Annotated in this window: 22 protein-coding genes and 3 pseudogenes; 12 read left to right on the top strand and 13 right to left on the bottom strand. The window is 69.2% G+C overall.

What is annotated here, in order from left to right:
• The first annotated feature begins 251 nt into the window (after positions 1-251).
• From ACZ4WS_RS26865 to ACZ4WS_RS26845, 5 genes are all read left to right on the top strand, one after another.
• Entirely contained in the window at positions 252-1,262 is a 1,011-nt protein-coding gene (locus ACZ4WS_RS26865) for a hydroxyacid dehydrogenase (RefSeq protein ID WP_467984162.1), read from the top strand.
• A gap of 63 nt (positions 1,263-1,325) precedes the next feature.
• A complete protein-coding gene (gene ngcE / locus ACZ4WS_RS26860) occupies positions 1,326-2,747 on the top strand; it encodes an N-acetylglucosamine/diacetylchitobiose ABC transporter substrate-binding protein (RefSeq protein ID WP_467984161.1) in 1,422 nt (473 codons plus the stop codon).
• A 69-nt stretch (positions 2,748-2,816) separates the two neighbouring features.
• Entirely contained in the window at positions 2,817-3,725 is a 909-nt protein-coding gene (locus ACZ4WS_RS26855; RefSeq protein WP_351705221.1) for a carbohydrate ABC transporter permease, read from the top strand.
• A gap of 10 nt (positions 3,726-3,735) precedes the next feature.
• Positions 3,736-4,662: a carbohydrate ABC transporter permease gene (locus ACZ4WS_RS26850; RefSeq protein ID WP_467984160.1), complete on the top strand. Its 927-nt coding sequence runs from the start codon at positions 3,736-3,738 to the stop codon at positions 4,660-4,662.
• A 47-nt stretch (positions 4,663-4,709) separates the two neighbouring features.
• Entirely contained in the window at positions 4,710-5,780 is a 1,071-nt protein-coding gene (locus tag ACZ4WS_RS26845) for a LacI family DNA-binding transcriptional regulator (protein ID WP_467984158.1), read from the top strand.
• 713 nt (positions 5,781-6,493) lie between these two features.
• On the opposite strand, the gene ACZ4WS_RS26840 is transcribed toward ACZ4WS_RS26845, so the two are convergent.
• Together ACZ4WS_RS26840 and ACZ4WS_RS26835 are read right to left on the bottom strand one after the other, a co-directional pair.
• On the bottom strand, positions 6,494-6,883 hold the full coding sequence (locus ACZ4WS_RS26840; RefSeq protein ID WP_467984156.1) for a DUF2255 family protein: 390 nt from the start codon (positions 6,881-6,883) through the stop codon (positions 6,494-6,496).
• Positions 6,880-7,488: pseudogene (locus tag ACZ4WS_RS26835) on the bottom strand (MmyB family transcriptional regulator); the annotation flags it as partial. The gene ACZ4WS_RS26840 and the pseudogene ACZ4WS_RS26835, both read right to left, overlap by 4 nt.
• 185 nt (positions 7,489-7,673) lie before the next feature.
• Here ACZ4WS_RS26835 and ACZ4WS_RS26830 point away from each other — a divergent pair.
• On the top strand, positions 7,674-7,961 hold the full coding sequence (locus ACZ4WS_RS26830) for a hypothetical protein (RefSeq protein WP_067010458.1): 288 nt from the start codon (positions 7,674-7,676) through the stop codon (positions 7,959-7,961).
• A gap of 207 nt (positions 7,962-8,168) precedes the next feature.
• Here ACZ4WS_RS26830 and ACZ4WS_RS26825 read toward each other — a convergent pair.
• The 4 genes and pseudogenes from ACZ4WS_RS26825 to ACZ4WS_RS26810 form a co-directional block, all read right to left on the bottom strand.
• A pseudogene (locus ACZ4WS_RS26825) lies at positions 8,169-8,849 on the bottom strand (transposase); the annotation flags it as partial.
• Between the two features lie 270 nt (positions 8,850-9,119).
• The gene (locus tag ACZ4WS_RS26820; protein ID WP_467984154.1) at positions 9,120-11,291 is read right to left on the bottom strand and encodes a glycoside hydrolase family 36 protein; all 2,172 of its coding nucleotides are present in this window, start codon (positions 11,289-11,291) and stop codon (positions 9,120-9,122) included.
• A pseudogene (locus ACZ4WS_RS26815) lies at positions 11,242-11,879 on the bottom strand (CoA transferase). The gene ACZ4WS_RS26820 and the pseudogene ACZ4WS_RS26815 overlap by 50 nt, the downstream one beginning before the upstream one ends.
• A 37-nt stretch (positions 11,880-11,916) precedes the next feature.
• Positions 11,917-13,395 carry an MFS transporter gene (locus tag ACZ4WS_RS26810; RefSeq protein ID WP_467984153.1) on the bottom strand — a complete coding sequence of 493 codons (1,479 nt, stop codon included), beginning with the start codon at positions 13,393-13,395 and terminating at the stop codon, positions 11,917-11,919.
• A 101-nt stretch (positions 13,396-13,496) separates the two neighbouring features.
• On the opposite strand from ACZ4WS_RS26810, the gene ACZ4WS_RS26805 reads away from it, so the two are divergent.
• Both ACZ4WS_RS26805 and ACZ4WS_RS26800 read left to right on the top strand, forming a co-directional pair.
• A complete protein-coding gene (locus ACZ4WS_RS26805) occupies positions 13,497-14,006 on the top strand; it encodes a MarR family winged helix-turn-helix transcriptional regulator (RefSeq protein WP_467984511.1) in 510 nt (169 codons plus the stop codon).
• 154 nt (positions 14,007-14,160) lie between these two features.
• Complete coding sequence (locus tag ACZ4WS_RS26800) at positions 14,161-14,289, top strand: hypothetical protein (RefSeq protein WP_467984151.1); 129 nt, start codon at positions 14,161-14,163, stop codon at positions 14,287-14,289.
• A gap of 176 nt (positions 14,290-14,465) precedes the next feature.
• On the opposite strand, the gene ACZ4WS_RS26795 is transcribed toward ACZ4WS_RS26800, so the two are convergent.
• On the bottom strand, positions 14,466-15,374 hold the full coding sequence (locus ACZ4WS_RS26795; protein ID WP_467984149.1) for an SMP-30/gluconolactonase/LRE family protein: 909 nt from the start codon (positions 15,372-15,374) through the stop codon (positions 14,466-14,468).
• Between the two features lie 76 nt (positions 15,375-15,450).
• Here ACZ4WS_RS26795 and ACZ4WS_RS26790 point away from each other — a divergent pair, with 76 nt between their 5' ends.
• Both ACZ4WS_RS26790 and ACZ4WS_RS26785 read left to right on the top strand, forming a co-directional pair.
• A complete protein-coding gene (locus ACZ4WS_RS26790) occupies positions 15,451-15,897 on the top strand; it encodes an Lrp/AsnC family transcriptional regulator (RefSeq protein WP_467984147.1) in 447 nt (148 codons plus the stop codon).
• A 263-nt stretch (positions 15,898-16,160) separates the two neighbouring features.
• On the top strand, positions 16,161-16,634 hold the full coding sequence (locus tag ACZ4WS_RS26785) for a carboxymuconolactone decarboxylase family protein (protein WP_467984145.1): 474 nt from the start codon (positions 16,161-16,163) through the stop codon (positions 16,632-16,634).
• 166 nt (positions 16,635-16,800) lie between these two features.
• Here ACZ4WS_RS26785 and ACZ4WS_RS26780 read toward each other — a convergent pair whose 3' ends face one another.
• A complete protein-coding gene (locus tag ACZ4WS_RS26780) occupies positions 16,801-18,006 on the bottom strand; it encodes a M20 family metallopeptidase (protein ID WP_467984143.1) in 1,206 nt (401 codons plus the stop codon).
• A 253-nt stretch (positions 18,007-18,259) separates the two neighbouring features.
• On the opposite strand from ACZ4WS_RS26780, the gene ACZ4WS_RS26775 reads away from it, so the two are divergent.
• On the top strand, positions 18,260-19,447 hold the full coding sequence (locus tag ACZ4WS_RS26775; RefSeq protein WP_467984141.1) for a PP2C family protein-serine/threonine phosphatase: 1,188 nt from the start codon (positions 18,260-18,262) through the stop codon (positions 19,445-19,447).
• Between the two features lie 38 nt (positions 19,448-19,485).
• Here the strand turns inward: ACZ4WS_RS26775 and ACZ4WS_RS26770 are convergent, their stop codons facing one another.
• The 5 genes from ACZ4WS_RS26770 to ACZ4WS_RS26750 all read right to left on the bottom strand — a co-directional run bounded on the left by ACZ4WS_RS26770 (position 19,486) and on the right by ACZ4WS_RS26750 (position 22,761).
• Positions 19,486-19,758, bottom strand: a complete 273-nt coding sequence (locus ACZ4WS_RS26770) for a MarR family winged helix-turn-helix transcriptional regulator (protein WP_467984139.1) — start codon at positions 19,756-19,758, stop codon at positions 19,486-19,488.
• A gap of 67 nt (positions 19,759-19,825) precedes the next feature.
• Positions 19,826-20,527, bottom strand: coding sequence for a 2-phosphosulfolactate phosphatase (locus ACZ4WS_RS26765; RefSeq protein ID WP_467984509.1), 702 nt, complete (start codon positions 20,525-20,527; stop codon positions 19,826-19,828).
• Between the two features lie 52 nt (positions 20,528-20,579).
• Positions 20,580-21,155, bottom strand: a complete 576-nt coding sequence (locus tag ACZ4WS_RS26760) for a hypothetical protein (RefSeq protein ID WP_467984137.1) — start codon at positions 21,153-21,155, stop codon at positions 20,580-20,582.
• 98 nt (positions 21,156-21,253) lie between these two features.
• Entirely contained in the window at positions 21,254-21,898 is a 645-nt protein-coding gene (locus ACZ4WS_RS26755; protein ID WP_467984135.1) for a DNA polymerase ligase N-terminal domain-containing protein, read from the bottom strand.
• On the bottom strand, positions 21,895-22,761 hold the full coding sequence (locus ACZ4WS_RS26750) for a helix-turn-helix transcriptional regulator (RefSeq protein ID WP_467984133.1): 867 nt from the start codon (positions 22,759-22,761) through the stop codon (positions 21,895-21,897). Before ACZ4WS_RS26750 ends, ACZ4WS_RS26755 begins: the two co-directional genes overlap by 4 nt.
• A 101-nt stretch (positions 22,762-22,862) precedes the next feature.
• On the opposite strand from ACZ4WS_RS26750, the gene ACZ4WS_RS26745 reads away from it, so the two are divergent.
• Complete coding sequence (locus ACZ4WS_RS26745; protein WP_467984130.1) at positions 22,863-23,570, top strand: SDR family NAD(P)-dependent oxidoreductase; 708 nt, start codon at positions 22,863-22,865, stop codon at positions 23,568-23,570.
• Positions 23,571-23,580: the final 10 nt, after the last annotated feature.

Here is a 23,580-nt window from a genome sequence, read left to right as displayed (position 1 = left end):
TGGACGGCTGTCCAGCTCCCCCCGGTAGCTGGGGCAGGTCAGTTGGCGGGGACGGTAAACCGGTTTCATCATGAGAGGCAATCTCTCCGACCATCACCGTTCTCAACTCTTAGCCGATTTTCATGGCGAAATCTTCTCCTCACTGCCGTCTCTTGACGCAGCGTCTCGATGGCCTCTACCTTGACGACGCCCAAACATGAAACCGGTTGCACGCACAGGAGCAACCGCCTTTCCCAAGGAGCAGTGAACCGGTGAGCCGCCGCATGACCGTCGCGATCGCGATGCAGCCTGAGGTCGCCGCACTCGCCCTCACCGAAGCGCTCGTCGCCCGGCTGGAAGAGAGCACGGCCGTACAGCCCGACGTCATCACCGACTTCACCGATCCGGCCGCCGGCGAGCGCCTGGCGAACATCGACGTGCTCCTCACCGGCTGGGGCTGTCCCCTCGTCGACCGCGACGTCCTCGACGCCGCACCCCGGCTGCGCGCGATCGTGCACGCCGCGGGGTCGGTCAAGCACCACCTCACGCCCGAGGTCTGGAAGCGAGGAATCCTCGTTTCCTCGGCGGTTTCCGCCAACGCCTTCCCGGTCGCGCAATACACCGTCAGCGCGATCCTGCTCGCGGGCAAGCGCGCCTTCCGACTGGCCGACGCGTACTCGCGGGGCCACTACAAGAACAAGCTCGCCGACGACACCGGCAACCACGAACGGGTCGTCGGGGTCGTCGGCGCCTCCCGGACCGGTCGTCTGGTTCTGGAGCTGCTCGCCCCGCACGGCTTCCAACTGCTGGTCAGCGACCCGACCCTGGACGCGCGCGCGGCGGCCGAGCTGCTTCCGGCCGGACAGGTGCAACTGGTCGAGCCGGACGACCTGCTGCGCCGCAGCGACGTGGTCAGCCTGCACGCACCGGCCCTGCCCGAGACCCACCACCTGCTCGACGACCGCCGTCTCGCGCTGCTGCGTGACGGCGCCGTCCTGATCAATACCGCGCGCGGACAGCTGATCGACACCGAGGCACTGCTACAGCACTGCGCCACCGGCCGGATCGACGCCGTCCTGGATGTCACCGACCCCGAACCCCTGCCCGCCGGCCACCCGCTGCTGGCACTGCCCAACGTCACGGTCACGCCACATGTGGCCGGCGCGATGGGCACCGAGATACGTCGGCTCGGCGAGTTCGCCGTCGCCGAGATCGAACGCCTCGCCGCCGACCAGCCCCTGCACGGGCGCATCCGCGGCGACCAACTCGCGCTGCTGGCCTGACCTGGCTTGTCCGGAGCCGACCCATCGCAGCACCGTCCCCATCGCAATCAAGGAGAGGCACCAATGAACACCCTCCCCCCGTCCTTCTCACGGCGGGCCCTGCTGAGATCCACAGCAGTCGCCGCTTTCGCCGTGTCCGGCGCCGGCCTGCTGACCGCGTGCGCCGGCTCCAGCGGCGACAGCGGCACCGCGGCTGAAGGCAAGGTCACCGCCGACAACCCGTTCGGTGTCGCGGAAGACGCCACGCTGGACGTCGTCGTCTTCAAGGGCGGCTACAGCGACGACTACGCCAAGTTCGACGAGAAGCTGTACGCCAAGAAGTTCCCGAAGGCGAAGGTCAGCCACTCCGGCATCACCGAGATCGGGACCGAACTGCAGCCGCGGTTCGTCGCCGGCGACCCGCCGGACGTCGTCGACAACAGCGGTGCCAAGAAGATGGTGTTGGGCACTCTGGTCGCCGACGGCCAGCTGGCCAACCTGTCCGACCTGCTGAAGGCCCCCTCGGCCGACGACCCGGACACCACGGTCGAGGACACCCTGCTGCCGGGCGCGCTGGACCCCGCCACGTTCGACGGCAAGGTGATGGGTCTTCCGTACGTCTTCACCGTGCACGGCTTCTGGTACTCCAAGACGCTGTTCGACAAGCACGGGTGGACCTGGCCGACCACCTGGGACGGTCTGACCGCGCTGGCCGCCAAGATCAAGAAGGCGGGCATCGCACCGTTCGCATACGGCGGCACGACGGCGCCCGACTACTACCTCCAGGCGCTGATCGCGCTCGCGGCGAAGCAGGGCGGGGCCGACGTCATCAAGGCGATCGACAATCTGGAAGCCAAGGCGTGGCAGGCCGAGCCGGTGAAGGCCGCCGCCGAGGCGATCGCCTCACTGGCCTCGTCCGGGTACTTCCTCAAGGGCAGCGAGGGGCTCGACCACACCCAGGCGCAGACCGCGTGGGTGCAGGGCAAGGCCGCGATGTACCACTCCGGATCGTTCATCGAGAACGAGATGAAGTCGATCACCCCGGACGGGTTCGACATGGTCTTCGGCACGGTCCCCCCGCTCTCGGCGACCGGCAGCCTGCCGCAGACCGCGCTGTACGCCATCGCCGGGGAGATCTACGTCATCCCCGCCAAGGCCAAGAACGTCCGTGGCGGCAAGGAGTACCTGCGGACGATGCTCTCCAAGAAGGCGGCGGTCAACTTCACGAAGACGACCCATGCCCTCACCGTCGTCAAGGGGGCGACGGGGGACGAGGACTTCGGCTCCACCGCGCTGGGATCGGTGACGAAGGCCATCGACGCGGCCGGGGACGACCTGTTCTCCCACCTGTTCACCAGCTGGTACGCCGACCTGTCCACCACGTTGAAGACCGAGATAGCCAACCTGCTCGCCGGGCGCACCGACGCGGCCGGCTTCCTCTCCAAGATGCAGGCCAAGGCCGACGCCGTCGCCGCCGACTCCTCCATCACGAAGTTCAAGCGCTAGCCGGATCCGATCTGCCGCCCCCACGAGGTTGGGGCGGCAGATCCCGTCTCCCTACTTCCGGAGTCGTTCGTGAACCACGGAAAAACCCGCATCATCCTTCTCTTCCTGGCACTGCCGCTCACCCTGTACGCGGTGCTGGTGGTCTCCCCCTACGCGCAGGCGTTCCAGATCTCGCTGACCAGCTGGTCGGGGTTCACCGCAGACAAGCCCTTCGTCGGGTTCGACAACTTCCAGCGCCTGCTTCAGGACCCGGAATTCTGGCGGGCCTTGGCTCACAACGGGCTGCTTCTGCTGGTGGTGCCGCTGGTCACGATCGCGCTCGGACTGTTCTTCGCCGCCATGCTCAACGTCGGCGGCTCGGGGGGCAAGGTGGCGGGAGTCCGCGGCTCGGCCTTCTACCGCCGCGTCTACTTCCTTCCGCACATCCTCCCCGTGGTGATCACGGCGGTGCTCTGGCAGTTCATCTACAACCCTCAGATCGGGCTGCTCAACGGAGGGCTGGAGGCGATCGGGCTGGGCGGGCTGGCGCATTCCTGGCTCGGCGACCCGACCGTCGCGCTGTGGGCGCTGATCGGCGTGCTGGTCTGGGCCGGCGTCGGGTTCTACGTAGTGCTGTTCAGCGCCGCGATGCAGTCCATTCCGAAGGACATCTTCGAGGCCGCCGAACTGGACGGCGCCGGACGGTTCCAGACGCTGACCCGCATCACCCTGCCGCTGCTGCGGGAGACCGTCCAGGTCGCCTGGATATATCTGGGCATCCACGCGCTCGACGCGTTCGCGCTGTTCATGGTTCTCGCCCCCTCCGGCGGACCGGACAACTCCACCATGGTGCTGTCCCAGTACCTCTACCTGTCCGCGTTCCAGAAAGGCAACTTCGGCTACGCCACCGCGATCGGTGTGCTGCTGAGCCTGCTGAGCCTGCTGATGACGGCGCTCACCTTCGGCACCTCCCGCAAGAAGACCACGATCGAGTTCTGAGGCCGGCCCGATGACGACTTCGCCCCACCGCACCCGCCCCACTGCCCCCCTGGCCAAACGATCGAGTTCTGAGGCCAACCCGAAGACGACTTCACCCCACCGCACACGCCCCACCGCTCCCGTGGCCACCGGCGTGACCCACGCTCTGCTCGCCGTCTGGGCCCTGCTGTCCACCGTGCCTCTGCTGTGGGCCTTGATCAGCGCGTTCAAGGACAACCGCGAGCTGTTCGGCAACCCGTGGCGGCTCCCCAGCACTTGGCACGCCGACAACTTCGCCCGGGCCTGGTCCAAGGCGAGCATCGGCGACTTCTTCGTCAACACCCTCGTCGTCGTGTTCGGCGCGCTGGCCCTCACGATGATCCTGGGTTCGATGGTCGCCTACGTGCTGGCCCGGTTCACCTTCCCCGGATCCCGGCTGATCTACTACACGTTCGTCGCCGGCATGGCCTTCCCCGTCGTCCTCGCCCTCGTCCCGCTCTTCTTCATCGTCAAGAACCTCGGCCTGCTCGGCAGTTACCAGGGAATGATCCTGGTCTACACGGCGTACGCGCTGCCGTTCACGGTCTTCTTCCTGACCAGTTTCTTCCGCACCCTGCCCACGGCCGTCGCCGAGGCCGCCCTCATCGACGGCGCCTCGCAGGAGGCCATATTCTTCCGAATCATGCTGCCCATGGCCAAGCCCGGTCTGCTGTCGGTCGGCATCTTCAACTTCCTCGGCATGTGGAACCAGTACCTGTTGCCGGTCGCGCTCAACACCGACCGTGACAAGTACGTCCTGTCCCAGGGCCTGGCGAGCCTGTCCAGCCAGCAGGGCTACGAGGCGGACTGGAGCGCCCTGTTCGCCGGACTCGTCATCGCGGCCGTCCCCGTGATCGCCCTCTATCTGATGCTCCAGCGGCGCATCCAGGCCGGCCTCACCGTGGGGATGCTCAAGTGAGCCCGTTGTCTCCAGAGGAAACAGACAGGCAACCGTATACTTCAGATATGCACGACAGCCAGGACGCGGCTCCGCGTGCCGCCACAATCCGCGATGTCGCCACTCGAGCCGGCGTCTCCCCGGCGACCGTCTCCCGGGTTCTGACCGGCAACCGCCCGGTCTCCCCCACGGCTCAGGCCCGCGTGCAGCGGGCCATCAAAGATCTCGACTACGTGGTCAACGCCCAGGCGCGCGCCTTGTCGGCACCGCACTCACGCACCGTGGCGGTCCTGTTGCCGACACTGTCCTGGCAGTTCCACAACCGGGTCGCCGGCGGCATCGAAGAGCAGGCCATCAACGAGAATCGGCTCTGTATCGTCTGTTCCACCAGGAACGACCCGGACCGGGAGATGGCGCTGCTGGAGACACTGCGCCAGCACAACACCGAGGCGGTCGTACTCATCGGCGGAACGTTGGTCACGCCGCACTACGCCGAGCGCATCTCCCGCTTCGCCCGAGTCCTCGACGCCAACGGCTCACGGCTGGTGCTCTGCGGTCGCCCCGCCCCCGCGCCCGACCTGCCGATCACGGTCGTGGACTACGACAACGAAGGCGGCGCCCACGCGGCCGTCAGCCACCTGCTGTCCCTCGGCCACCGGCGCATCGCCCTCCTCGGCGGCCTCCGTGACCACACCACGACCGACCTGCGCATCGCCGGATACCGCCGCGCGCACGAGGACTACGGCATCACCCCGGATCCGGGACTCCTCTACATCGGACGGGCCGACCGGCCGTTCGGTTACGAGACCGTGCGCGCCCACCTGGCCGCCGGGCCACTGCCGTACACCGCGGCGTTCTGCTTCGACGACTACCTCGCGGCCGGCGCGATGACTGCCGCCCGCGAGGCCGGCCTGTCCATTCCGGACGACCTGTCGCTCATCGGCTACAACGACGAGCCGATCTGCGCCGACCTCTGCCCACCGCTGAATTCCGTGCACGTGCCCTTCGACGAACTGGGCCGCACCGCGGTGCGGATGGCGCTGCACCGCGACGACCCGTTGTACTCCGACCAGAGCGTCCTGCTCGGCACACACCTGGTCATGCGCCAGAGCGCGCGCTCCATCAGTGCGAGACCGTAGGGATCCAGCGGAGTTCCTCGACCGCCGCCGGGCCAGGCGGCCGCCGACGGAGTACCGCCGGCCGACCGACGAGGAGTGGAGCGACTTCCAGGACCACTTCGACAAGCGCAAGGTCGAGCTCGGCTCCTGCGGACGCCCCTACGGCACGCCCTGCGCGCACGAGCACGCCTGCATCCGCTGCCCGATGCTGTCGATCAACCCTAAGATGCTGCCCCCGCCTCGACGAACTGGAGGCAGACCTGCTGGCCCGCCGCCAACGCGCGATCGACGAGGGCTGGCGTGGTGAGGTCGAAGGACTCGACCTCACCCTGAGGTTCCTGCGCAGCAAGCGAGCCCCGGGCCACCGAACCGCCAGGATGGGCAGGGTGGACCTCTGGGCATGCCCACCCTGCCCCGGCAGCAGGTCGGCTGGGGGCGGCCCACTGGCTGATTACGCGAGGTCGCCGGTTCCGGCTTCTTCGCAGTTGACCCCGGGGAAGATCGCCCGGCCCCTACCAATTCCCCTAACGGGTCGAGAGAGGCGTTCTTGACGCCATCGGTACACTTCCTGGCCTTGCTCACGCAGCCGGCCGGCGTAGACCGGTCCCGGAACGGCCACGTCGAGCATGCTGCACACACGACTTGGCGCTCTCACCCTGGCGAGCAGTCTCGCCGGACTGCTCGGCGGTGAGCGTGCCCTGCTGCGCGCTGACGTTGCCCAGGGCCCCGTTCCGTCAGCGAACCATGCCCGTGGCGCCGTTCGATGAGGGTGCCGGGTCGATCCGTATCGTCGCGGCGTGTGCCGCGGGGCTCGCGGCGAGGGCGCCGGCCGCCTGTCCGTACTTGCTCCGGTAGGCGGCGTCGATCTCGGAGGCGGGCCTGGTATCCCGGGTTTCCAGGAGGACGTCGCGGGTGGCGGCCCCCACCCGGATCTGGCCGTGGCTGTCCTTCTGCGCCGCCTGGTACCAGCGGGAGCGGACCCCTCGGTAGGCGCGGACATACAGCTCGCCGCGGACCAGGACCATACCGATCTCCACGCCGGAGTGTCCGTCGTCCCCGGCGGTCAGGACGAGGGATTCAGACCCGGTGAGAAGGGCGAGATCTTCGGGTGTCCAGGTGGTCATCGCGTCAGGTCCTCCGTCCGGTCGGTGCTCGGTTGCCGGGTAGTCCATGAGGTGAGGATGCGCAGGGCGTCGTGGGAGGGGCTGCCGGGTTCGGCGGACAGGATCATCAGGCGCTGTCCGGAGCCGTCGGGGCTGGTCCAGGTGTCGCAGTCGAGGGTGAGGTCGCCCACCAGGTGGTGGCGGTAGTGCTTGGTGCCGTAACTGGCGCTGTTGACGCGGTGTTCGGCCCACCAGGTGCGGAAGTCGAGGTCCTGGAGGGACAGTTCGCCGATGAGCTGGGCGAGGTCGGGATCGTCGGGGTCGGCCGCGGCCTCCATGCGCAGCGCGGCGACGGCTTCCCGGGCGTCGTGGGCCCAGTCCTGGTGCAGTTGGCGGACCACCGGGTTCATGAACAGCAGCCGCAGGTAGTTGCGCCGGTGGGCCGGGAGGGCAGCGAAGTCGGTGTAGAGGGCTGCGGATGCGGGGTTCCAGGCCAGGATGTCCAGGCGTTTGCCAAGGACGAGCGCGGGGGTTTCGGTGAGCTGGTCGAGCAGACGCCGCACGGCGGGACGCAGGCGTTGGGCGGGCCGGCGGCGGCGTGGGCGGGCGTCGCTTCGGCCTGCAAGTGCCGCATCAGGCAAGGTTCGCCCTCTCGACGGGCGTGACTCCGTCTCGTGTGGAGCAGCAAGTCATGCGCGATGATGCGACGCGGCCCAGGATCGCTATGTGAACAGGCGGACGTCGCCGTCGCCTGATTCCGGCCCAGACGTGGCAGCCCCATGCCGCGTCTCCGCGATCTGGAAGGACCCAAATGCCGATCGTCCTCATCTCCCCCGAGTTCACACAGGAGCAGTACGAGGAGACCAACCGCAAGTTGACGGGGGGCAAGAACCGGATGGAATCTCCAGCCGACTGGCCCGTAGAAGGTTTGCTCGCACACATCGCGGGACAGGGCGAGAGCACCTTCCGCGTCGTCGACGTCTGGGAGTCCGAGGAGGCCCTCAACCGCTTCGCCGAGATCCTCATTCCGATCCTCCGTGAGGCAGGTGTCGAGGGCGACCCGGAGGTGTATCCGGCACTCACATATGTGTCCGCCTAGGTGATCAGCCGCCTCGGGGCAGTGCTGTGCCCGTCCCAGCGGCGCGGATGCCGCCGACGGGGAGCCTTTTCACGCGATCGAACAGCATCAGGTCAGCCAGTGCCGCAACAGGAAGGAGCTCGCGGCGGAGTACCGCCTGGTCATCTGGGAGCCGCAGTCCCGGGAGCCTGTCTGCCGCGAGTGTGAACCACCGGGTGCTGCGCTGGCTCAGGCCACGTTCACGCGGGTGACGACCGCGCGGAGGCGTTCGTCGGCAGCGTGCTTGTTCCGCCAGATGATGTAGCGGCGGATCATGCTGCCCTGCTCCTTGTGGCTGGTGTGGTCGGTGCCGTCCAGCGCGAAGTAGCGCAGGGCGGTGAACTGGGCCTCGATGCGGTTCAGCCAGGAGCTGTGAGTCGGCGTGTAGGCGAGCTCGACGTTGTGCGCCGCGGCCCAGTCGCCGACCCGGCTGTCCTTCTTCGTGGCCAGGTGCGGGGAGAAGTTGTCGAGCACGACCGCGATCCGGACCTGAGGCGGGTAGAGGCTGCGCAGGTAGCGGCAGAACTCCAGGAACCTCGTGCGGTGCTTTCTCGGCTTGATATGGCCGTAGAGCCTGTCCTTGCCCAGGTCGTAGGCGGCGAACAGGTGCCGGACCCCGTGCGGGCGGGTGTAGGTCGCCCGTCGGCGGGGCCTCGGCTCCCGGCCGGGGTCCTTGTGCTGCCCTCCGCGCTCAGCCCACTGCCGCCCCGGGTGGGGCTGGAGGTTGAGCGGCCCGAACTCGTCCAGGCAGAAGACGACTTCAGGCTCGCCGTCGTCGGGTATGACCTCTCTGTCGGCGATCGCGTAGAGGTGCTCGACCCTGGCCTTCTTGGCGGCGTAGTCGGGGTCGCGCGAGGTCTTCCATGTCTCCTTCGGCAGCCGGTTCGGCCCGCGGAACCTTTTCGCCGACGGTCCGACCCCGACGGCCCGGGATGGCCAAAGCGGTCAGCGAAGCCAGGACCGCCACCGCACCGGTCACGCCGAAGGCGCGGGTGGCCCCGGGCCCTGCGTACCCACGGCCGGGGGCCACAGCCGGCCCTGGGCGGGACGGCCTCCTGGCCTCCGTCGCTGGTCGCCGGCAGCTCGGCCGCCCGCAGCCAGGTGCCCTCCACTTGACGAGCACGGGTCAGGCCCGCCCCGTCACGGCTCACGGCCCGGGGCCGACGGCGTCGCGCTGAGGCTGACGAGCACGGCGGTGTTGGGGCGGGGCAGGGAGACGGTGAGCTGCCCGTGGGTGGCGTCCCAGGCCGCGGTGGCGTCGGCGGTGGCCGGGTAGAGCAGTGTGGGCTGGAGGCGGGCACCGCGCAGGTGAGGGATCGTGACGGTGCGGGCGCTGTCGTCGGCTCCGTACTCGCCGCGTGGGCGTGTCCCTCTCCCTTGCTCGTCGGAGGCTGGCTCCCGTCGCCACAGTGTGAGCCAGGTGCCGACAGGGCCGCGCAGGCCGGAGGCGATCCAGGTGTCCTGCCACGAGGGCAGTCCGAGGGGCCAGAAGGGGAGGCTGTCGGGGAATTCCGATCGGATGGCCTTGTAGACGGAGATGCCCGAGCGGACGAGTTCGAACTGCTGCGGGCTCATACGGTCGAGGAACCCGGACAGGTGGATACGGCCCAGCATCGTGCCGTTGAGGGTGAAGGCGATCTCGTCGGGGCTGAAGTGCGGCTGGGGGTAGGCCCACACAGCGGTCTGCTCGGGGGTCGCCGCGGTGGCGGCGGCGGCTGCGATGGGCGGATAGCGCAGGGGGTCCTGTTGGTCGCTGGTGGACTGCAGCTGGGTGACCGCGAGTTGGGCGTAGTCCATGCGCAGCCCGCCCGACGCGCAGTTCTCCAGGACGAGGCCGGGGTGCCGGTCGAGGAGGGAGCCGAGCCAGTCGAGGTGCGCGCGGTGGTGCCCGAGCAGGCCGGCGCCTGCACTTTCGGCGCCGTGCTCGGTACCGGGACCGATGTTGATGTTGTAGTCGAGCTTCAGATAGCCCACCCCCCAGTCGCCCACGATCCGGTCGACGACCTGGTCGAGGTGGGCGCGGGCGGCGGGGTGGCGCAGGTCCAGGTGGTGGCGGCCGTGTTCGGTGACGCGGATTCCGCCCCGGCGGAAGAACGCCTCTGGTGGCAGGGTACGGGCCAGCGGGCTGCGGACGCCGACCACTTCGGGCTCCAGCCAGAGTCCGGGGGTCATTCCGTGCTTCCTGATGGCGTCCAGGACCTGCTGGATGCCGCCCGGAAAGCGGCTGCCGGAGGCGTCCCAGGCGCCGACGGCGTCCCACCAGCCCTGGGCGTCGTCGTCGTACCAGCCGGCGTCGATGACGAAGACCTCGGCGCCGGCGGTCGCCGCCGCTTCGATGAGCGGCAGGAGTTTGTCGGTGGTGGGGTCTCCCATCAGGGTGTTCATGTAGTCGTTGTAGATCACCGGGAGTGTCGTATGGTCCGGGTGGCTGCGGCGGATACGGCGGCGGTAGGCGGTGAGTTCGCCGAACGCGGCGTCCAGGCCGCCGGTCTCGGCCCCGACGAGGACGGCCGGGACGGTGGTGAACTCCTGGCCGGGCGCCAGGAGTTGGCGCCACTGGTGATGGGCGTCGTCCGGTCCGAACAGGGCGAGGTAGGCGGCGCCTTCTCGTTCGCCGGTCTCGTAGCGCCAACCGGCGCTGGACTCGATCTGCCAGAGCCGGGCGCGACCCGTCCGATCGGTGAGCGCGGCGATCGGCAGGTGCCGTCCCGTGGACCAACTGCCCTGCGAGTACCGCTCGAAGCAGCCGCGCCCTTCGTGGCCATGGGCAGACCGGTTCAGGGGGACGATGTGGTCACGGAAGGCGGCGTGCTGCCAACGGCACTCGGCGAGCCAGTCGTTGTCGGCCCAGTGGAGGGTCAGGCCGTCCAGAGCGCCCATGGCGTCCACGATGCCGCCGAGGGCCAGGCTCGACACGCTCTCCAGCTGGAGCGTGGCACTCCCCTCATTGACCAGGCGCACCTGCGAGCGGAGGAAGCCAGCGCCGGGGCATGTCCGCAGGGTGATGTCGGCGGCGAGGCCGGTCGCCGGGTCCGCCAGCCTGATGGTTGTGCACTGCCAGGCCCCGTCCTGGCCCGTCTCGTGGCCGCGGTAGGTCAGGCGGTCGCCGATCGCGGTGTCGATGAAACGCTCCCCCGACCAGGTACGGCCGTGACCGGTGGCGGTGACCTCGACCAGGGGAAGCAGGGAGTTCCAGACCTGGCCCGGCGCTCCCAGCCTGACCGACCCCGCGGCATCCGCGATGGCGTGCAGCCCAAGGGCCTCATGGGACCAGAGAAGAGATCTCTCGGCTGCTTCGACAGCAGTAGTCAACGCGGTTCCCCTTCTGTGGTGTACGACCTTTCGCGGGCCTTCTGTCGGCCGCCGTCCGGTGCAGCACCGGACGACCCGTGACGTGCCCGGTGTGATCGCCGCGTAAATCTCCGGTTTCCATCTCTTGACGGCGGCGATGTGACCGCTCACAATCCTCACCGATTGGCAGCCCACGGCTTGTGCCTGCGGCATCGAGCCCGCCCGGTTCTCCGCTCGGCGCCCCGTTCGGGGTCGGCTGCCTGCGGGCCGCATCACAGCCCGCACCGCTGCCGAAACCGCTGATCGAGCAGTAGATCAACCCAGAGTGCCGGGCACGGAGTTCGCGATGGCCGAGCCCCAGCCGTTCCATCGTGCCGGGACGGAAGTTCTCCACCAGGCGTCGGACTCGGCAACCAGGGCACGGGCCTGTTCGAGGCCGGCCTCGGTCGTGAGGTCCAGGACGACGGACCTCTTGTTCCGGTTGACGCTGAGGAAATAGGTCGCCGTGCCGCCGGAGGGCGCCAGGCCCGGGTGTCGTCCCCGATGCCCTGCCGTTCGACCTTGACCACGTCGGCGCCGAGGTCGGCACGCATGTGCGGTGTTGGGCATGAGTGCTTCCGCGTCCGCGCCCCGCGGGGCCGCGGGTTCAGGCGTCGACGACCGGAGTGGCGGCCGACGCGGCCTTGGTGAAGCGCGGCAGGGCGGCAGCGCCGGCCGCGAGCAGGGCGACGATGCCCATCTGCACGTACTCGACTCCGGCGAACGCGTGGGCGACGTTGTGCGGCGCCAGGGCCAGATAGAGGGTGCCAAGAGTGGCCACACCGAGAGCGAGACCGCTCTGCTGCAAGGTGATCAGCACGCCGCTGCCGATACCGGCCAAGTGGGTGGGGACGTCGGCGAGCACGCTGCGGAACAGGCCGGCGAACAGCATCGACTGTCCGGCACCGACCAGGGCCAGTGGTACGGCCATCGCCCACAGGCTGACGTGCGGCCAGTTCCCGAGCAGGACCGTCACCAGTGAGACCAGTCCGGCGAGTTGGACGACGGCGCCGGCGGACAGCGCCGCCCGGCCGAACCGCGTGATCACGCGGGGCGCGACCAGTGAACCTGCGAAGAAGAGCAGAGCCATCGGCAGGATCGCCAGCCCACTGTGCAGGGCGTCGGCGTGCAGGCCGTTCTGGACGGTGAGGGCGAAGACGAACATGAACGCGCCGAAGCCGATGCTGAAGGCGAACACCATGGCCAGTCCGCGGGACATCGACGCCAGGCGCAGCAAGGACGGCGGCAGCAGCGGGACCTCGCCGCGCCGCTCGGCGCGCTTCTCCACGGCGAGGGTGGCAGCGCCCAGGACGACCGCGACGGCGAGAAGCAGCCAGGTCCACCACGGCCAGCCCAGGGAGTGCCCCTCGGTCAGCGGGACGAGCAGGGCGGTCAGGGTGGCGGCGAACAGGACGGTGCCGGGCAGGTCGATACCGACCGGGTGGTGCGAGCGGGTGTCCGGCACGATGCGGGCCGCCACCAGGAGCACGACCACGCCGATGGGCACGTTGACCAAGAAGATCGGCCGCCAGGAGGTGCCGGCGATGTCGGCGCTGACCAGCAGGCCGCCCACCAACTGCCCGACCACGGCGGCGATGCCGGAGGTCGCCCCGTAAAGAGCCACAGCACGAGCCTTGCGCTCTCCTTCGAGGACGTGGTGGAAGGTCGCCAGCACCTGCGGGATGAGCAGGGCGGCGGTGGCGCCCTGGACTATGCGGGCCGCGATCAGCGCACCCACGCTCGGGGCGACACCGCAGGCCAGCGAGGCCAGGACGAAGCCCACCAGCGCCCCGAGGAAGATGCGGCGGCGGCCGTAGCGGTCGCCCAGCCGGCCTCCGAGGACCAGCAGGGTCGCGTACGCGACGCCGTACCCGGCGATCACCAGTTCCAGCGAGGACGCCGAGGCGTGCAGTGAAGCGTCGATGCTGGGCAGGGCCACGTTGGTGATGAAGAAGTCCATGATCGGCAGGAATGCGCCGGCCAGCAGGATGAACACCCCGACCGGGTGCAGCCCGCCCGCACGGGCCGTGGCACGGGGCGAGAGCGCGGTCGCCCTGGCATGCGGGGAGGAGGTGGTTGTCGTCATGACAGCTCCCAGAGAGCGGAAGTTATGTGCTCATAACTATGAGCACATAAGGAGTATGTGCTCATAACTACTTCCTGGCAACCCCGTACCCTGGAGCCGTGATGGAGGACCAAGCGCACCAGACAGGCCCGACAGCAGGACCGGACCACGAGCAGCGGTGGGCCGAGCTGGCCGACCTCGCGCTGATCATCAGCCGCGAGATCCAGTTCCGCGGCTACACCGACGAGCGGGCCGTTCCGCTGTCCCCGTCCGAGGGCATGGTGATGCGCTACCTGCAGCGCGAGCCCGCCGCCCCGCCCAGCCGCATCGCCACCGCGACCGGACTGCAGCGCACCAACCTCTCCACCGTCCTGGGCGGGCTGGAGCGCAAGGGCCTTGTCGAGCGACGCGCCGACCCGGGCGACGGCCGCGGCGTGACCGTCCACACCACCGAACGCGGGCGCGCCAACTACGCCCTCGTCCGCCGGGAATGGGCCGCAGCCGTCTCCGTTGCCGCCGACCACGACGCCACCCACCTCGACGCGGCCCTCACCCTGCTCACCGCCGTGGAAACCGGGCTGGCGAGGACGCGACCACGGAACCGCGCCACACGTCCGGCAACGGGAACCTGACCTTCCGACATCCGCGCCACAACCGGGCCTGGAGAGCGTCGGGTTCATCGTGGAAGCGGCCCCGACCGACGAAGAGCAGGTGACAGCACCGTGAGCGACCTCGACCCGCTGTCCGAGTCCGCTGCATCCCGGGGCGACGGTCCATGCCGTCGTCGTGGCGCTGAAGGTCGACCTCAGCCGACCGGATCGCGCCCTGTGCACGAGCCGCGGTTTCTTCTACGACGGTGCCGAGCAACTGCTGTCGTTCGAGCTCGACGCCTACGTGGCGCGCCAGCCGGCGTGACGTCACGCGGCGCCGGTCCGAGGATCCGATGCCGCACCGTAGCGGTAGCGGTAGCACCGGTGAACAGGGCCGCTCTGCCTCACTCTTGACGACACGGAGTCGGCCGTGAAGCCGTTGCGGAGGCAGAAGACGACCCGGTCCTCTTCATCTGGTCCAGGTGATCAAAAAGAAACGGCCTAGAGGCGCGGCGCCCCGGTCACCGACATCACCAGCGAGTACAGGGAGGTGGTGGCCGTGATGAACAGGCGGTTGTTCTTCGGGCCGCCGAAGGCGATGTTGGAGACGGGCTCGGGCACACGCAGCCGGCCGATGAGGGTGCCGTCGGGGTCGTAGCAGTGGACGCCGTCGTCCAGGGCGGCGGCCCACAGGCGGCCCTCGTCGTCGAAGCGGATGTTGTCGAAGTGGACGTCGCCGCGGGCCTCGGCGAAGACCTTCCCGTCCGAGAGCGTGCCGTCCTCGCGGACGTCGAAGACGTGGATCCGGGCGGCCCGCGTGTCGGAGACGTACAGCCGCTTCTCGTCAGGGGTGAGGATGACGCCGTTGGGTCCCGCGAACCCGTCGGCGGCGAGGTGCACGTCCCCCGTCGCGGGGTCGATCCGGTACACGTTGCACGCGCCGATCTCGGACTCGGCTCGGTGGCCCTCGTAGTCGCTGGTGATGCCGAAGTCCGGGTCGGAGAACCAGATCGTGCCGTCGGAGCGTACGACGGAGTCGTTCGGGCTGTTGAGCCGCTTGCCGGCGTAACGGTCGGCGAGGACGGTCACGGTCCCGTCGGGCTCGGTGCGGGTGACGCGGCGGTTTCCCTGCTCGCAGGTGACCAGGCGGCCCTGCCGGTCGAGGGTGTTGCCGTTGCTGTGGCCGGCCGGGGTACGGAAGACGCCGACCGTGCCGGTGGCCTCGTCCCAGCGCAGGATGCGGTCGTTCGGGATGTCGCTCCAGATCAGCTGGCGCCAGGCGGGGAGGTACAGCGGGCCCTCGGCCCAGCGGCAGTCGTCGTGCAGGACCTCCAGCCTGCTGTCGCCGTTCGCGCAGCGTCCGGTGCGGAAGCGGTCGTCCAGGATCTCGTACAGGCCGTCGGTGGACATGGCGTCCTCTCAGAGGGATGAACAAGAATGTGATTCAACGTAACACGCAGATGACCGAACCAGATATGGTCTTTACATGAAACCAGTAGATGACATCGACCGTCAGCTGATCGCGCTGCTCCAGCGGGACGCCACCCAGTCGTACGCCGCACTGGGCAAGGCGGTCGGCCTGTCGGCGGGTGCCGCGCACGAGCGCGTGCGCAAGCTGCGCGAACAGGGGGTCATCCGGGCCACGACGGTCGACGTCGACCCCGCGGCACTCGACCGCGGGGTCCTCGCCTTCGTACTGGTCGACTCGACGGCGTGGATGGGCGACCAGGCCGAGGACTTCGCCGCCGTGCCGGAGATCCAGGAGGCGCACGTCATCGCGGGCAGCGCGGCCGTCCTGGTGAAGGTGCGCACCGCGACCACCGAGCGGCTCCAGGACGTGTTGCGCCGGCTGTACGCGATCGACGGGGTCAGCGGGACGCAGGCAACGGTGGTTCTGGAGACCTTCTTCGAACGGCCGTTGGACGCCGGTTAGGCCGCGGTTAGGGCGTGTCTTTTCGGATCACCGGGCGGACCAGAGGAGGATTCCCGCGGTGGGGAGTCGAGCCAACAGGCGCCTGCGACTGTTGCGCGTGGTGCGCGGGGGCGGCGTCTTGGCAGCGGTCCTGAACCTCGTCGTAGGTGGTCGCTCCCGCAGCGCGGACAGGGGAGACGCACGTCACATTCGGTCATGTCACATCGTGCCCGCGCCGTTCCGTCATAGGCGTGTAGCCACCGACAACGGCAGAGGAGTTCACCATGGGTGCCCGTTTGAACGTCTTCGACAGCCCGACCGCAGGCAAGTTCCTGAAGCACATCATTTCGGCGGGTCAGGTGGTCGCGAACTCGCCGCTGCCTGCCGCGACGCAGGAGCTGGTCAGGCTCCGCGCGAGTCAGATCAACGGGTGCGGTTTCTGCACCGACATGCACACCAAGGACGCCGAGGCCGCCGGTGAGTCGTCGGTGCGCCTCAATCTGGTCGCGGCGTGGCGGGAGGCCACGGTCTTCACCGAGGCCGAGCGCGCTGCGCTGGAGCTGGCGGAGCAGGGCACCCGCATCGCGGATGCGGCCGGTGGGGTCACGGACGAGGCCTGGGCGAATGCCGCCAAGCACTACGACGAGGAGCAGCTCATGGCCCTGGTGTCCGTGATCGCCCTCATCAACGCCTTCAACCGGCTGAACGTCATCGTCCAGCAGCCCGCCGGCGACTACCAGCCCGGCCAGTTCGGATAGCCGGGAGTAGCTGGCCCGGGGGGCTGGTGCTGTCGCGCACCAGCCGCAGCCCCGGGTGCCCAGACACAGCCGGTGGCCCCGCTGATCCGCCGGAACGGGGATCACCGCGCGGATTCCGTGCTTGCGCAGGTGCTGGCGGATGGCTCATGGCGCGTGAGGAGTACGCCTAATAGGCGCGTGGGCCGGCCGGTTGGGTCGGTCCTGGCAGGGGGCGGGTCGGGACGTCTGGCTGTACGCGGCGCCCGGAGCGCTTCGACAAGAGGGATGCGAGCCGGCCCCTGCCGAGCTTGTTCACCAGTCCAGCAACCAGGTGCGCCCGCTCAGCCATGGCTTCGATCACCAGGTACTCGTGGTCGGCGTGGGCACCGCCCCCCACTGCTCCAAGGCCATCGAGTGTCGGCACCCCCAGTGCGGCCGTGAAGTTGCCGTCGCTTCCGCCGCCGACCGCCCTGCCTTCGAGGTCAGGAAGCAGCTGCTTTGCCACCGCAAAGAGCTCGGCCGACGCCGACTCGGGCATCGGGGGTCGGCCGATGGCTCCCTGAACCGCGATCTCCGCCTCGTCGAGATGCGGAGCCAGCGCCGCGAACGCAGATTCGATTCGTTCCTTCTCGCCGGCCGACTCGACCCGGACGTCGACGATGACGGTCGCTTCTGCGGGAACGACGTTGTCCAGGGTTCCTGCCGACGCGACGGTCGGGGTAACAGTCGTGCCGATATCGGGGCGACCAAGCGCTGCGATATCCAGTACCTGGTGTGCTGCTTCAATCAGGGCGTTGACCCCGGCTGCGGGCTCAAGGCCTGCGTGCGACGCCCGGCCCGAGATGGAGACTTGGAACGTGCCGCAGCCTTTCCGGCCGGTCTTCAGGGCTCCGCCATCAGCGGCGCCCTCGAACACAAGTACAGCGCCGCAGGCAAGGGCTCGTTCTTCGATGAGAGCTCGAGAGGAGCGGGAGCCGACCTCCTCGTCGGCGGTCACCAGGATCCCGACGCCCGACCGGTCATCGAGTGTCGCCAGCCCATGAACGGCCTGCACCAAACCGCCAAGCATGTCAAAGACCCCGGGGCCGGTTGCCCGCCCGTCTTCGACCATGAACGGGCGGCGTTCCAGGGTGCCGAGCGGAAACACCGTGTCATGGTGACCGAGGATGAGTACTTTGGGATCGCCGCCGGATGACCAGTGGACGTGCGGCCCGGCTTCACTCTCGACGAGGATGGCCTGCCCGCCAAGGCGGCTCTCGATGACAGCGGCGACAGTTTTGGCCGATGCCGTCAACGCGTCGAGATCGCGCGATGGAGACTCGACTTCGACGAGTGTCCTGAGGTCCTCAATCATCGCGTCAACACTCACGTGGGCGGTCTTGCACATCGTCATGTCGCAAAGGTAGCTGGCACGGCGTGGCGGAACGGACAGCCGAAATGACTTCTCTTGGGCTCCGGCGCGTCACGCACGAGGTCTTCGGTCAGGCGGCAGGGCCGTGCGGAGACGCGGCTGGTCGGAGGGGACGGCGAGAACCCGTTGCGAGTGCGATCGCGACGGTCGTGTCCCCGCCTCGTCGGTGGCTGGTGTCCCGGGGAGCAGGTACCCGCGGACCAGGCGCAAAATGGGATACGTGGGTGTCCGGCGTGTGACAGTGGACCGCCTCGTGGAGCAGCCGTCGGGCCGCGGGCTGGTGGCGATCCCGCTCGCGCTGATCGTCGTGATCACCGTCGCGGACATCCGCTCCCCCGACACTGTCCATCTCGGTCCGTTGCTGGTTATCGCACCCGCCCTCACCGCCTCCTTGGCCGGGCCGCGGGCGACCGCACTGGTCGGGGCCCTGGCTGTGGCAGCCCAGGTATTCATCGCCCTGTTCCACGGCGGGCTGACGACGACCAACCACATCTCGCAGATCATCGCCCTGTTCGTGCTCTCCGCACTCGTCGTTTTCGTCTGCCATGTACGGGAGCGGCGTGCCCGGGAGCTGAGCCGGGCACGATCGGTGGCCGAGACGGCCCAGCGGGTTCTGCTGCGGCCCCCGCCCCGCCGGATCGGGCCCCTGCGCGTCGCCTGGCTGTATCTCGCCGCCGAGGACGAGACCCAGATCGGAGGCGACCTCTTCGCGGTCGCCCGCGCCGCCCATCCCTCCACCCGGGTCATCATCGGCGACGTCCGCGGCAAAGGCCTGGCCTCCATCGGCGAGGCATCCATGGTGCTCGGCGCATTCCGTGAAGGTGCCCACCGGGACACCACCCTGCCCGATCTCACCGCGGCGCTCGAGGTGAGCGTGTGCCGCGACCTCGATGAGGCCGCCGACACCAAAGACGATCCCGGCGAACACTTCATCACCGCACTCGTGCTCGACATCCCCGACCACACCGGACAAGCCGAGATGATCACCTACGGCCATCCCCCGCCCCTGCTGCTGCACCAGCACGAGGTCTCGGTCCTGCACGCCCGCCACCCCATGCCCCCGCTGGGCATGTGCGAACTGCCCGGCCCAAGCCACCGCCCCGACACCTTCACCCTCGAGCCCGGCGACATCCTCCTGCTCTACACCGACGGCGTCATCGAAGCCCGCTCACCGGCAGGGGTCTTCTACCCACTCGCCGAGCGAGTCGCCGCCTTCCGCACCACCAACCCCGACACCCTGCTCCGCCGCATCCACGACGACCTGATCGCCCACATCGGCGACCACCCCACCGACGACGCCGCCCTCCTCGCCATCCAACGCGCCACCTCCCACCACCCCCACCTACCGCACCTCCCGACCCACCCCCTCAACGGCCACCACCGTCATCACCCCAGTCAACCGTCACCACCCGCACCACACTGACCGCGGCCTCGCGCGCCACCGCCGAGACACTCCGCTGCTCACCGAACGCCATCGCCGGTCGGTGCGGCGTGCAGGAGTTTTGCGGTCAGGGCGCGGATCTGGGCGTGTTCGGTGGTGGTCAGTGACGCGGTCAGGGCGGCGATCTGCTGGTCCATCTCGGCGGTGCACCGGTCGGTGAGTTCCCGGCCGAGCGGGGTGAGGCCGACCAGGACGGCACGGCCGTCGTCGGGCGAGGGCAGGCGCTGCACCAGGCCGCGTTTCTCGGCGCGGGTGACCAGGCCGGTCATGGAGGACTTGTCCAGTCGGGACATGCAGCTGATGCCGCATACCCGACCGGATGCCGGCTCTCGCATGGCGAGAGTTGGACCTCACCAGCGATCAGATCGAAGCCTCGTCGGTCAGCGAAGGCACGGCGCACGGACGGAGGACCATGAGCGAGTCTTCCAAGGTCGCCACCATGGCAAAGGGGAACCGGTCGAGCTCAAGACAGAGTGCGACATCATCGGGATGGACTCCTTGGCGCACCCCCTCCGCCAGTTCGGCGGCGGCGCGCGACTCGGCAGCGCGGCGGAGGAACTCAGCTGCATCCGTCCCAGCCTCGGCAGCTCTCCGCGCGATGTATTGAGCGCACGCAAGATCTTCATCAGCCTGTCCATCGTCGCCAGTGACTACGAACGTGACACTGTCGCTCTTGCATGTCCGCAAGAGCTGAGCCGTTGCCCCCGCCACCACGAAGCTGGCGCACAGCACCAGCGGCGCCTCCTTGACCGCATGGGCGCCGACTGTCCCCGCCGTGGTTTTCTGCACAACGGTCCGTCCGCCAAGGTCAATAGACCGCAGCAGGCCCGGCGAGTTGACGGTGTCGAACCCGGGCGCGGGCGGACCGTCTTTGAGCGCCACCCAATCCGGGTGGCGGGCCTTGAGCGCCAGGGCTTCGTCCAGCGACTCAGCAAGAACGATCTTTTCCGCCCCCTGGGCAAAGGCCCAGGCAGCCACGGTGAAAGCACGCATGACGTCGACCACGACCGCCACGGACGGGGCTTCGACCAACTCAGCGATGCCAAGGAAACGAGCGTCCATTCCGATCATGATCGTGCCTGCCCGACCCGAAGCACCCAGAAGGTGATACGCATCACATCGACGGTCTCGGAATGCAACACCTCCGGCTGTCTGTGTCGCGCAAGTGGTCCGCAACGACCCGCCTGCCCAATCGCCACACGGGGTCACCGCACACGGCCTCTGCGGACACAAGGCATGCGTACGCGGTGGCCACGCTGGAGCTGTTGTGGCGGGGGCATCTGCAGGCACTGGGCAATCTGCCGCTGCCGGACATGCACCGGGACTTCGCGCACGCGCTCGGGCTGACGATCGGGCCCGGCGGCGGGCGCCGCACACAGCGGGCGCCGAGGTCGGTGAAGCGGCCAGCGTCGGTGAAGACACCTTTGTGGGGCAGGTAGGTCAGCAGTCCGCGCCGATCGGCGATGCCCAGGGAGGAGTGCAGGGCAATCGCTTCCCACACCCGGTCGACGTCCGCCGCGGCGATGCCGTGCTCGGTCAGCACGGATGCGGCCAGATCGACGCCTTCCACTTCGAACCGGGCCTGGCCGGCCGCGAGGGTGACCAGGCCCAGATCGTGCATCACGCAGGCGGCGAAGAGCAGGTTCTCGTCGTAGGCCGCGTCGTTCAGGCAGCCTTCCTGCTCGGCCAACAGGCGGGCGAGGATGGGATGCGGGCGTGCCAGCGCTCCGTGCCGGGAGCCGCGTCGCGCAGCAGTCCGGCCTGTACGGGGGCAGCGTGCCGAGCAGATCAGTCACCGCTCCTCAGCCCTTCCGCCCCTCCTCCTACGTCCGCGGCGACCTGGCGGAGGGTGCGTCCGGTGCGCACCGAGCGGGCCCGGCGGGGATCCGGTGTCCCGTGGCCGCCGGTGCGGGCCCGCTCGTCCTTGGTCTTCACCAGCAGCCAGGCCTCGCCCTCAGAGGTGTCCTTTCCGTCGCGGAACCGTGTCAGCGCGTACTCGCCGTGCAGTTTCGAGCCGTTCAGCCAGAAGGTGGCGTGCCCGCGCTCGATCGACTCGTCGAAGGGAACGGGCCCGCCGCGCCGGTCATGGCTCAGGGGCCGGTAGGTGCCGTGGTCCCAGACGATGACGGTTCCGCCGCCGTACTCCCCCTTGGGGATCACGCCCTCGAACTCCTCGTACTCCAGCGGATGGTCCTCGGTGGGCACGGCGAGCCGCTTGTCGCGCGGGTCCGTGGACGGGCCCTTGGGTACCGACCAGGACTTCAGCACGTCACCGACCTGGAGACGGAAGTCGAAGTGCATCCTGCGCGCATCGTGGATCTGGACCACGAAGCGGGGCTCTTCCTCGGTCGATGCCTCGCGGCCGCGGGGTTCCTGGGTCCGGCCGAAGTCGCGTTTGCCGCGGTAGGTGCGCAGCCGGTCCTGCTCGGTCACGTCGAGGTGCCCTGCGTGTCCGGCTGTTCCGTGAGTGTCTGGGTGCCGAGCACGGCGAGGAGCGCGATCCGTTCGGCGTCCTCCGTGTCGGGCTCGGCCGTGTAGATCATGATGCGCAGGTCGCTGCCGGCGACGCTGAGGACGTCGCAGTCCAGCGTCAGCGGGCCCAGCTGCGGGTGATCGACGGTTTTGCGCGACGCCTCGTTGCGGCCCACGGCTCCGGAGTCCCACAGCTCGGCGAACCGGTCGCTGTTCGCGCGCAGCTCCGCGACCAGGCGCCGCAGTCGCTGGTCCGCCGGATAGCGGCTCGCGGTCGTGCGCAGGTCGGCGACCAGCGCGGTCTCGAAAGCGCGCCGGGCCTCGGGGGTGTGGCGGACGCGGGTGCCCGGGCCGAGGAAGTTGCGCCACACCCCGTTGCGCTCGTGGCCGCGCCACCCGGTCGGATCACCCATCAACGCGGCGTACAGCGGGTTGGCCAGCAGCAGAGTCCACGCCGCGTCGTAGACCGCGACGGGCGTCCCGGTCAGCCTGTCCAGCAGCCGCTGAACGCTCGGCGTGATGTAGGCGGGCACCGTGCCGCGACCCGGCGGCACGAGTCCGGCGACATTGAACAGGTGTTCGCGCTCGGCTCCGGACAGCCGTAGCGCGCGGCCCAGAGCTTCGACGACTTGCTCCGACGGGTTGGCCGCCCGGCCCTGTTCGAGGCGCGTGACATAGTCGACCGAGATCCCGGCCAGCAGGGCCAGCTCCTCGCGGCGCAGTCCCGCCGCGCGCCGGTGGCCTCCGGCGGGCAGCCCGGCCGCCTCCGGGGGGACTCGGTCGCGCCAGCGCCGCACCGTCTGCCCGAACTCCGTCCTCGCCATGCCTCCACTGTGCACCGCCCCGCGCGGACCTGCCTGGTACTGGCAGTCCCAGGAAGACGGGACTCCTGGCTGATCGCACCGCCCGGGCGGAACCTGGAGGCATGACTACGACACTGATCACCGGAGCGAACAAGGGTCTCGGCTTCGAGACCGCCCGTCGGCTCGTCGCGGCGGGCCACACCGTGTACATCGGCAGCCGGGACCCGGAGCGCGGGCGACGGGCCGCCGAACAGCTGGGGGCGCGGACGCTCGTCATCGACGTCACCGACGACGCGTCCGTGGCGGCCGCGGCGAAGACCGTCGAGGCCGACGGCGGACTGGATGTGCTGATCAACAACGCGGGCATCGAGGGGCGGGCGCCGGACGGAGGCGTGATCGGCGCCGCGGACGTGACCGCGGACATGATGCGGCATCTGTTCGAGACAAACGTTTTCGGCGTGGTGCGCGTCACCCACGCCTTCCTGCCGCTGCTGCAACGGTCCGCCGCCCCGGTCGTGGTGAACGTGAGCAGCAGCCTGGGCTCGATGGCCCTCGTCACCTCCCCCGACACCCCGACGTACGGCTACCCGGGCGTCGCCTACCCGGCGTCGAAGACCACGGTCAACATGATCACCGCGCAGTACGCGAAGGCGTTCCCGGGCATGCGGATCAACTGCGTCGAGCCGGGCTACACCGCAACCGACCTGAACGGCAACACGGGTACGCAGACCGTCGAGGAGGGTGCCGAGATCATCGTCCGCATGGCGCAGGTCGGACCGGACGGACCCACCGGGGGTTACTTCGACGCCGCCGGCCCGGTCCCCTGGTAGGACGTTGTCC

Source organism: Streptomyces sp. NPDC029292 (genome assembly GCF_055569295.1).
The sequence above is the reverse complement of the archived record's forward strand: the minus strand, read 5'-3'. Positions and strand labels throughout refer to the sequence as shown.